The organism is Vibrio sp. 1580, assembly GCF_033340055.1.
In genome coordinates this window covers 23,853-33,884 of record NZ_JAWOVT010000025.1, presented here as the reverse complement: position 1 = coordinate 33,884, position 10,032 = coordinate 23,853, and the positions used below count along the sequence as shown (strand labels likewise).

Annotated in this window: 8 protein-coding genes; 3 read left to right on the top strand and 5 right to left on the bottom strand. The window is 47.1% G+C overall.

Features of this window, described 5'->3' with window-relative positions:
- Positions 1-87 precede the first annotated feature (87 nt).
- Together rho and trxA are read right to left on the bottom strand one after the other, a co-directional pair.
- Entirely contained in the window at positions 88-1,347 is a 1,260-nt protein-coding gene (gene rho, locus R7093_RS23105; protein ID WP_005378757.1) for a transcription termination factor Rho, read from the bottom strand.
- A gap of 196 nt (positions 1,348-1,543) precedes the next feature.
- Complete coding sequence (gene trxA / locus R7093_RS23100; RefSeq protein WP_004745500.1) at positions 1,544-1,870, bottom strand: thioredoxin TrxA; 327 nt, start codon at positions 1,868-1,870, stop codon at positions 1,544-1,546.
- 111 nt (positions 1,871-1,981) lie between these two features.
- On the opposite strand from trxA, the gene rhlB reads away from it, so the two are divergent.
- The 3 genes from rhlB (at position 1,982) to R7093_RS23085 (ending at position 6,631) form a co-directional block, all read left to right on the top strand.
- Positions 1,982-3,301, top strand: a complete 1,320-nt coding sequence (rhlB, locus tag R7093_RS23095) for an ATP-dependent RNA helicase RhlB (protein ID WP_005378764.1) — start codon at positions 1,982-1,984, stop codon at positions 3,299-3,301.
- Positions 3,302-3,321: 20 nt separating this feature from the next.
- Entirely contained in the window at positions 3,322-4,815 is a 1,494-nt protein-coding gene (gene gppA / locus R7093_RS23090) for a guanosine-5'-triphosphate,3'-diphosphate diphosphatase (protein ID WP_005382885.1), read from the top strand.
- Between the two features lie 172 nt (positions 4,816-4,987).
- Entirely contained in the window at positions 4,988-6,631 is a 1,644-nt protein-coding gene (locus R7093_RS23085) for a sugar nucleotide-binding protein (protein ID WP_104979853.1), read from the top strand.
- A 222-nt stretch (positions 6,632-6,853) separates the two neighbouring features.
- Here the strand turns inward: R7093_RS23085 and R7093_RS23080 are convergent, their stop codons facing one another.
- The 3 genes from R7093_RS23080 to recQ form a co-directional block, all read right to left on the bottom strand.
- Positions 6,854-7,528, bottom strand: a complete 675-nt coding sequence (locus R7093_RS23080; RefSeq protein WP_005378770.1) for a 7-cyano-7-deazaguanine/7-aminomethyl-7-deazaguanine transporter — start codon at positions 7,526-7,528, stop codon at positions 6,854-6,856.
- Between the two features lie 234 nt (positions 7,529-7,762).
- Positions 7,763-8,068: a DUF3630 family protein gene (locus tag R7093_RS23075; protein WP_213971130.1), complete on the bottom strand. Its 306-nt coding sequence runs from the start codon at positions 8,066-8,068 to the stop codon at positions 7,763-7,765.
- Positions 8,069-8,077: 9 nt separating this feature from the next.
- Positions 8,078-9,913 (bottom strand): ATP-dependent DNA helicase RecQ, encoded by a 1,836-nt coding sequence (recQ, locus tag R7093_RS23070; protein ID WP_042523966.1) that lies wholly within the window; start codon positions 9,911-9,913, stop codon positions 8,078-8,080.
- Positions 9,914-10,032: the final 119 nt, after the last annotated feature.

The window sequence follows — 10,032 nt, the reverse complement described above, 5'->3', positions numbered from 1 at the left end:
TTAAAATACAAAACGCCCGATGAAGTACATCGAGCGTTTTAGTTAAAAAGTGTCAACCCATATCAGGACGGGTCAGACTATTTGAGACTATTGACGACGCATCGCATCGAAGAACTCATCGTTGGTCTTCGTCATCGCTAGCTTATCGATTAGGAATTCCATTGCGTCGATTTCGCCCATTGGGTGAACGATCTTACGCAGAATCCACATCTTCTGTAGTTCGTCAGTCTTCGTCAGTAGTTCTTCACGACGTGTACCTGAGCGGTTGAAGTCAATCGCAGGGAATACACGCTTCTCAGCAATCTTACGGTTCAAGTGCAGTTCCATGTTACCTGTACCCTTGAACTCTTCGTAGATAACTTCATCCATTTTAGAACCAGTATCTACTAGTGCCGTTGCGATGATAGTTAGGCTGCCGCCTTCTTCTACGTTACGTGCAGCACCGAAGAAACGCTTAGGACGATGTAATGCGTTTGCATCCACACCACCAGTTAGTACTTTACCTGATGAAGGCACTACGGTGTTGTAAGCACGAGCTAGACGAGTGATAGAGTCAAGCAAGATAACTACGTCTTTCTTATGTTCAACAAGACGTTTTGCCTTCTCGATCACCATTTCCGCTACTTGTACGTGACGAGATGCTGGCTCATCGAAAGTCGACGCAACCACTTCACCTTTAACTAGGCGCTGCATCTCAGTTACTTCTTCTGGACGTTCGTCGATAAGAAGAACCATCAACTCACACTCTGGGTGGTTGTACGCGATGCTTTGCGCGATGTTTTGCAGAAGCATTGTTTTACCCGCTTTAGGCGGAGCAACAATCAGACCACGTTGACCTTTACCGATTGGGGATGCCAAGTCTAAAACACGTGCTGTAATGTCTTCTGTTGAACCGTTACCACGCTCCATAACCATGCGCTCATTCGCATGCAGAGGAGTAAGGTTTTCAAATAGGATCTTGTTACGGGCGTTGTCTGGTTTATCGTCGTTAACGGTATTGACTTTTAGAAGGGCAAAGTAACGTTCACCGTCTTTTGGTGGACGAATTTTACCAGCGATAGAGTCACCAGTACGTAGGTTAAAGCGACGAATCTGACTTGGTGATACGTAGATATCGTCCGGACCCGCAAGGTATGAACTATCTGCACTGCGTAGGAAACCAAAGCCGTCTTGCAGAATTTCCAGAACCCCATCGCCAAAGATGTCTTCGCCGCCTTTCGCGTGCGCTTTTAAAATCGCGAAGATGATGTCTTGTTTTCTTAAGCGAGCTAGGTTCTCTAATCCTAAGCTTTCGCCCAGTTTTACAAGGTCAGACACAGGTCTGTTCTTCAGTTCGGTAAGGTTCATGGTGGTGGATTCTTGTTTAGTCAAAATAAGATCTGTTTTCTAGTTAAGATGGATTTGGTCTCAGGATCGACCAAGAAGAGAAATTTGTTCAATTAACGCGCGATAAGTTAGCACTAATTAGTATTCTAGTCCAGAGTTAGAAAAACAAAACCGTGCATTGTAACTTTGCACGGTTTTATCTGTAATCACTTGGTGATTATAAGTTTGCGTCTAGGAACTCTTTCAGTTGAGTTTTAGACAGAGCACCTACTTTCGTTGCCGCTACGTTACCATCTTTAAATAGTAATAGCGTTGGAATGCCGCGAATACCAAACTTAGGTGGTGTACCTGCGTTATGGTCGATGTTTAGTTTACCGATAGTGAGTTTGCCTTCGTACTCGTCTGCGATTTCGTCCAAAATAGGAGCGATCATTTTACAAGGACCACACCATTCTGCCCAAAAATCCACTAGAACCGGGCCTGCAGCGTTGATTACATCGTTTTCAAAACCGTCATCAGTTAGCTGCAAAATCTTATCACTCATCTTCCACTCCAATGTGTTTTTCGAAACTGGTTGGATGATAACCAGTAATTAGATGCCCTATTGGAATGTATTTACTTTCGTATTGCAAGCTTTAGCTGATATTCTATAGCCATGAAAAAGACGCATATCACAGAGCAAAAGTTCGCCGATTTGGGCTTAAAGCCCCAAGTTATTGAAGGATTGGACAAAAAAGGGTTCGAATTTTGTACCCCTATCCAAGCCTTGGCGTTGCCGGTCCTGCTCACCGGCCAAGACATCGCAGGCCAGGCCCAAACGGGTACTGGTAAAACGCTCGCGTTTCTTACTGCTACGTTCAACCACCTTCTGACGACTCCGGAACATGAAGGTCGTAAGCCTACACAGCCACGCGCAATTATTATGGCGCCTACACGTGAGCTCGCTATTCAGATTTACAATGATGCAGAATCATTAACTGAAAGCACAGGTCTAAAAACCGCTCTAGCTTACGGTGGTGAAAGCTACGACAAGCAACTTGCGAAACTGCAAGACGGCGTAGATATTCTGATCGGAACAACAGGCCGTATCATCGATTTCTACAAACAGCGCGTATTTAACCTCAACAACATTCAAGCTGTTGTTCTGGACGAAGCCGACCGCATGTTCGATCTTGGCTTTATTAAAGACATTCGCTTCTTGTTCCGTCGTATGCCTGAGCCAAAAGAGCGTTTGAACATGCTGTTCTCAGCAACGCTGTCTTACCGCGTTCAAGAACTGGCATTCGAACACATGAATACTCCTGAGCATGTCGTTGTCGAACCGGAACAAAAAACTGGCCACCGCATTCAGGAAGAGCTTTTCTATCCTTCTAATGAAGACAAAATGGCGCTGCTTCAAACACTAATTGAAGAAGAGTGGCCAGATCGCGCTATCATTTTTGCCAATACCAAGCATAAGTGTGAATCGGTTTGGGGTCATTTGGCTGCCGATGGACACCGTGTAGGCCTTCTTACTGGCGATGTACCGCAGAAGAAGCGTGAGAAGATTCTTGAGCAATTCACCAAAGGTGATGTCGACATCTTAGTTGCAACTGACGTTGCAGCGCGTGGCCTGCATATTCCTCAGGTAACGCACGTTTTCAACTACGACCTTCCTGACGACTGTGAAGATTATGTTCACCGTATTGGCCGTACTGGTCGCGCTGGTGCGAGCGGTCATTCGATCAGTTTTGCTTGTGAAGAGTACGCGGTTAACCTACCAGCAATCGAAGAATACATTGAGCACACAATCCCAGTTTCAGAGTACGATTCGTCGGCACTGATTCAAGATCTACCGGCTCCGATTCGTATGCGTGCACCACGCAACCAACAGCGCCGCACGAATACTGGCGGTACCCGCTCTGGTTCTGGTAACCGTAAGCCGCAGGGACGTCGTCCACGCCAACCGCGTCAATCGGCACCAAAACAATCGTAATAGGAAACTGAGTTCGTTTTATGAGTCAAGCAGGATCATCACCGCTATATGCCGCCATCGACCTCGGGTCGAACAGTTTTCACATGCTCGTTGTGCGTCACATCGATGGCAGCGTTCAAACAATGGCTAAAATTAAGCGCAAAGTTCGTCTAGCAGCGGGCTTAGATGAACATAATTCTCTTAGTATGGAAGCTATGCAGCGAGGATGGGACTGCTTAAGTCTATTTGCGGAACGCTTGCAGGACATTCCTAAACAAAACATTCGCATCGTCGGTACAGCAACATTACGTACCGCGACCAATGTAGATGTGTTTTTAGAAAAGGCTAACCAAATTCTAGGCCAGCCTATCGAAGTGATTACTGGTGAAGAAGAAGCTGCCACTATCTATAAAGGTGTCGCTCACACCTCTGGCGGTAGTGGTCGTCGCCTTGTAGTCGATATCGGTGGAGCAAGTACCGAACTGATTATCGGGGAAGGTTTCGAAGCCAAAGCACTGACCAGCTTAAAAATGGGCTGCGTGACTTGGCTTGAAAACTTCTTTAAAGATCGCCAATTGAATGCTCGTAACTTTGACGCGGCAATTGAAGGAGCGAAACAGACCATCCAGCCGATTTTAGAACGTTATACAGAAATTGGTTGGGATGTGTGTGTTGGTGCATCAGGCACTGTTCAGGCATTGCAAGAGATAATGCTGGCGCAAGGCATGGACGAAGTAATCACTCACTCCAAACTCAAGCGTCTACAGAAGCAAGCCATGTTGGCCGACCATTTAGAAGAGCTCGATATTGAAGGCTTAACACTTGAGCGGGCATTAGTGTTCCCTAGTGGCCTCTCTATTTTGATTGCCGTTTTTGAATTGCTTGAAATCGATGCTATGACACTCGCTGGCGGCGCACTACGCGAAGGCTTAGTGTATGAGATGGTTGAAGAGCTTCGCCAAGAAGACATTCGTGCCCGCACTATCGCTAGCGTACAAAATCGCTATCAGCTCGATCACCAATACGGCGAACAAGTCGCTACTCTGGCACACACGCTTTTACAGCAAGCTGGGGGCGATGAGTGGATTACAGAGCCTCAGGGCAAGATATTACTCGAGACCGCCGCAAAACTGCATGAAATTGGTTTAACTATCGATTTCAAAAAAGGCGGAGAGCATAGTGCTTACTTGCTGCAGAATTTGGATCTGCCTGGTTACACGCGCGCGCAGAAGTTCTTTATTGGTGAAGTGGCTCGTCGCTATCGCGAACAGCTCACTTCTTTACCTGAGCAGCATGCATTATCAGGCTCAAGTGCCAAACGAGTATTGAGACTGTTGCGTCTTGCGGTTCTGCTCAGCCATCGTCGCAATCCTGATCTAGAGCCAAATGTGACTCTAACGGTTGAAGGCGACAATCTAACGTTACACATTGATGCGCAATGGCTAGAGAAAAACCCACTGACTGCGGCTGAGTTGGAAATTGAATCCAACCGTCAGACAGACATCGGCTGGCCATTAAATATCGTAGCAAAATAAGCGAATATCACTGCCTTACAATACTAAAGCCCAGGCGTTCGCTTGGGCTTTTTTGCTTCTACTTCCCCTACAAAACGTGCTGCCCAGCAAAAATTTCAGCTTCTCCGCTCTACATCGAAAAACAGCCATGCTTTATTGATAAACACAATTTAGCCAACCAAGATGCACCATCATGAAAACCGTTTTAATGACTGGCTTAACTGGCACTCTCGCCCCAAAAGTCGCTCATCAGTTTCACCTACGCGGCTGGAACATATTGGAGTGGAATCACCACCAAATCTCACCAGATGATCCAGAGCAAAGTGAGCAATTTTGGCAGCAGCACCACATTGATGCGGTGTGCCATATGGCGATGGGGAGTGAAGCATGGGCAGCATGGCTCGGTGAACACTGCAAACAGCGCAACATTCCTTACCTCTTTGTCAGCACAGCAATGGTATTTGATGCCACAAAAAACGGGCCTTATGGCATCTTTGAAGAAAGAAACACCCAAGATGATTACGGCAAATACAAAGTTCGTTGTGAAGATGCAATCTGGCAAGCAAATCCAGATGCGATGGTTGCTCGAATTGGTTGGCAGCTCCATCACCAAGCAGAAGGCAATAACATGTTGGCGCATCTCGACCGCCAATATGAAGAGAACGGCGTTATTACCGCTAGCACGGCTTGGTATCCTGCGACTTCTCATATGGACGATACTGCACTCGCCTTTTTGCAGCTTATTGAGCGGAACGAAGCCGGTTTATATCACCTTGATAGCAACTTAAAAGATAAGTGGAATTTCTACGAACTCGTTTGTGCACTCAAACAGCATTACAACAAACCATGGCAAGTGCTGCCAAGCAATGACTATCACCATGACCAACGTCTAACAGATGAACGAATTGCCTTGCCGCCATTGAGTGAACGTTTCACCAAGCCAGAGCAAATCCAGCAAGCTGGCATCATAGGAATCAACTGGGGACGCACGCACATTCCGCACTATAGAAACAATGGTGTTGCAGTCACGACGTTATGTGCCAACCAAATAGAACCTCTTCAGCAAGCGTGCAGTGAAGAAGCAATCCCAAAGGCAGAAACGAACATCAGCGCACTCAAACTACTTGATGTCGTGACCATCGCGACACCTGCGCATACTCATGCAGAGATCATAAAGACGTTAGGTTCAACCAAGCTTATCTGTGAAAAGCCATTGTTGGGATTGAATTCCGACATCACTCACTGGCAGCAACCGAACGCCAACCTATTGGTTAATTACGCCTTTGCTCAGCTAAATACCGCCAAGACAATAGAGGAGTGGCTCACTTCGCAAACCCAACCTTGTGTGGTCAATCTAGTCACCCAGGTTAACCTACCGGGCACCTTCACACTCAAAGAGTGGTTTCTTGAAACAGCTAGCCACCCTATCTCCTGGTTGCTGCACTGCTTTGGAGACTACTCTCAGTCGACACTGACTGAGAAAAACGGCCAACTGATCGTTGAGCTGCAATGTGGCGACCACCAGCTAAGATTTGTATTTGAATTAACAGGTGAGCCGGGCATCGAGCACAACCTAACGATTCAATCCAACCAGACCTTAACCAGCAAAGGCTACTACCGTGTCGGAGAAAAATGGCGTTTCGAGCCCATTCTCGTTAATGGCAACGCGATAAATGATGGAGAGTACAGCGAGTCTGATTGCTGGCAGGACGCCAATCAACGCAGTGTCGGTTTGATGTTGGCGATGTTCAATCAAAGCATCAGCTGGGATAACGGCCTGCAACTTGGCGCCTTCGATGCGCAAAAAGCCATTTTGATTGAGAAGATGCTCTGTTAGCCATTTCACCAGCGAGCTTCCTCTACGTGCCGTACCTTCGATTAAAAGGTCTCACTCGGGACCTTTTTTACTGCTCATTTTTACCTTCGTACAGCTCAGGGAGCTTTTGGACACCCATGATCTAATTGCTCCCCACGCTGTACAAAACCCTCTAAATCCCAGTAAGCAGGTACAAAAAAGCCGCTTGATTTAAGCAAGCGGCTTTCGGGGTTCCCACTGATATTAAGACTGAACGCTTGTCGTCACCTTAAAGTCAGGGTTCACCGCAGTCAGCTTCTTAATTAGGTAATTCAGTAATACGCCGTACATCGGAACGAACAAACCAAGACTGATAATCAGTTTGAAGCCGTAATCCACCAGCGCGATTTCCGTCCAATGCTCTGCCATAAATGGATCTGGGCTTTGATAGAACGCAATGGCGAAGAAAGCGATGGTATCAAGTGCATTACCGAAAAGCGTTGAACACGTTGGTGCCACCCACCATTGCTTCATTTGACGTAGGCGGTTGAACACGTGCACATCCATGATCTGACCAAGTAGGTACGCCATGAAGCTAGCAATCGCGATACGAGCAACGAATAAGTTAAATTCCCCTAGGTGACCAAAACCTTGGAATTGACCTTCGAAGAACACCACCGATAAGAAGTAAGACACTGCCAAAGCAGGCAACATCACTAAGAAGATAATCTTACGCGCCAACTGAGCACCGAAAATACGCACAGTTAAGTCAGTCGCTAAGAAGATAAATGGGAAAGTGAATGCCCCCCAAGTGGTATGGAAACCGAAGATAGTAAACGGTAGCTGAACTAGGTAATTGCTAGATGCAATAATGACTAGGTGGAATAGAACCAGATAGATAAGGGCGTTGCGCTGCTGCGCAGGGGTAAAGTTACTCATGCGATACCTTTTTAGTTTGGTTTGGGGGTGAGGGAACCCAAATCGAGTCACTGAATAGAGTGGCTCTTACCAACAATGTAAAATGAAAAATAAACTGGCTTGGCTCATTCTGAGCGAAGCGGTGGGCGATTATACATTAACCACTTTTCGCCGCAAGTCGTCTGTTTGACGCAAACGTTTAAGCATAAAGAAGGGTGTTTCATGTGAAACACCCTTTCAAGAAAAACTCTATTTTTAGAAGCCGCGTTGGAACAACCCTGCAAGATAATCCAACTCTTCCCTGTTCTCTTCAATCGCTAACGCTTCAAACCAAATCGCTTCGCTGTAATGCTCTGCCTTCATAAACAGTCGGCAACCTTCAAAGTCAATCAGCCAAGAGTGAATGTCTGCATCCCATTGCTTTTCCACCACAGTAGCAGAAAGCAGCCCGACTAAACGCTCACCTAAGGCAGGAAAGCTATCAAGGTCAAAGCTCGGCGCAGTAATGATTAAGCGACCTTCTTGTGCCATGTAGTCCGCTAAGCCAAATTCCTTTTGCATCTTGGTTCCTTATCCGTGGTGAGTAATGTGTTCTTGAATCAAATCAAGGAATGGGTCGGCGTACTTCTCTAGTTTGCGCTGACCAACACCGCTGACTGCCAGCATTTCGCCGTAAGACGTTGGCAGAATTTCCGCCATATCAATCAGAGTCGCATCACTGAAGACCACGTATGGTGGCAAACCATCTTCATCAGCAATCGACTTACGCAGCTTACGTAACTTAGCAAACAGCTTTTTGTCGTAGTTCTTGCTGGTCAGTTTGTCCGACTTCGCCGCGCGTGCTGCGGTGTCTAAACGCGGAACCGCTAACTCCAGAGTCACATCGCCACGCAGCAGCGGACGCGCCTCTTCGGTAAGTTGCAGCGTTGAGTTACGCGTGATGTTTTGAAACAACAGCCCTTTGTGGATTAACTGACGGAAGATACTCACCCAGTAATCGTGGCTATGATCGCGACCTATCGCGTAGGTAGAAATCTTATCGTGGCCGTTTTCACGTACACGAATGTTTTGCATGCCACGTAGCACTTCTACCACGTAACCCATACCAAAGCTTTGATTAACGCGATAGACACAAGATAACGCCTTACGCGCTTCTTCCGTGGCATCAAAGTGTTTCGGTGGATCTAAGCAAATATCGCAGTTGCCACATGGCTTCTCACGATACTCACCAAAGTAATTTAATAGCACCTGACGACGACAAGTCTGCGCCTCAGCAAAGGCACTCATCGCATTCAGTTTGTGGGTTTCCACCTGCTTCTGTGGACCATCGTCTTTCTCATCCAACATACGGCGCAGCCAACTGATGTCCGCTGGGTCATACAACATCATGGCTTCCGCAGGTAGACCATCACGCCCTGCACGACCGGTTTCCTGGTAGTAGGACTCGATATTGCGCGGGATATCAAAGTGAACCACAAAGCGCACGTTTGGTTTGTTGATGCCCATACCGAATGCCACGGTCGCCACTACAATTTGGATGTCATCACGTTGGAAAGCTTCTTGAACGTAAGCGCGCTCATCAGCGTCCATACCTGCGTGATAACCAGCAGCACGAATGTGGTTGTTGCACAGCTTCTCGGTCACCATCTCAACTTTCTTACGGCTACCACAATAGATGATGCCGCAGTTACCCTTTTGGGTTTCAAGATAACGAACGATTTGCGAAACCGGCTTGTGCTTCTCAACTAAGTTGTAGCGAATGTTAGGACGGTCGAAGCTGCCTAGATAAACCTCTGGATTATTCAGTTGCAGACGCTCAAGAATATCTCGGCGCGTTGCATCATCCGCCGTCGCCGTCAGCGCCATAAATGGCACATGGGAAAACTGCTGCTTAAGTTGACCAAGCGCGGCGTATTCTGGACGGAAGTCGTGTCCCCACTGGGAAATACAATGCGCTTCATCGACGGCAATCATCGATAGCGGCAAGTTTTCCAAGCGCTCAATGAAATCACGCATCAATACGCGTTCTGGCGAGACGTACACCAACTTAAGATGACCAGTGTGCATGCGGTTATACACGCTGAGCAGTTCTTCACGAGGCATGGTCGAGTTAATGCATTCAGCCGCTACACCGTTGGCTTTAAGCTGGTCCACTTGGTCTTTCATCAGCGAAATAAGCGGAGAAATCACCAAAGTAATACCAGAGCGAACCAAAGCAGGGATTTGATAACACAGCGACTTACCGCCACCAGTAGGCAGGATAACTAAGCTGTCGCGACCTTCTATCGCAGCGTCAATCACCAACTGCTGACCATCACGGAACTCTTGGTAACCAAACACATCCTCCAACACACGTTGAGGCGTTACAGGCGAATCAGATTGTTCGGCTAACAAGGTCGAGGTCATGAAAAGTCTCAGATTGGGTCTTAAAAAAGAGGTGCTTATGCATACCACTGGCACACAAAGTGAGGGCACATTGTAATGGGGTTTCATGGTGAATAAAACCGCAAATTGTTAGGTGTTTC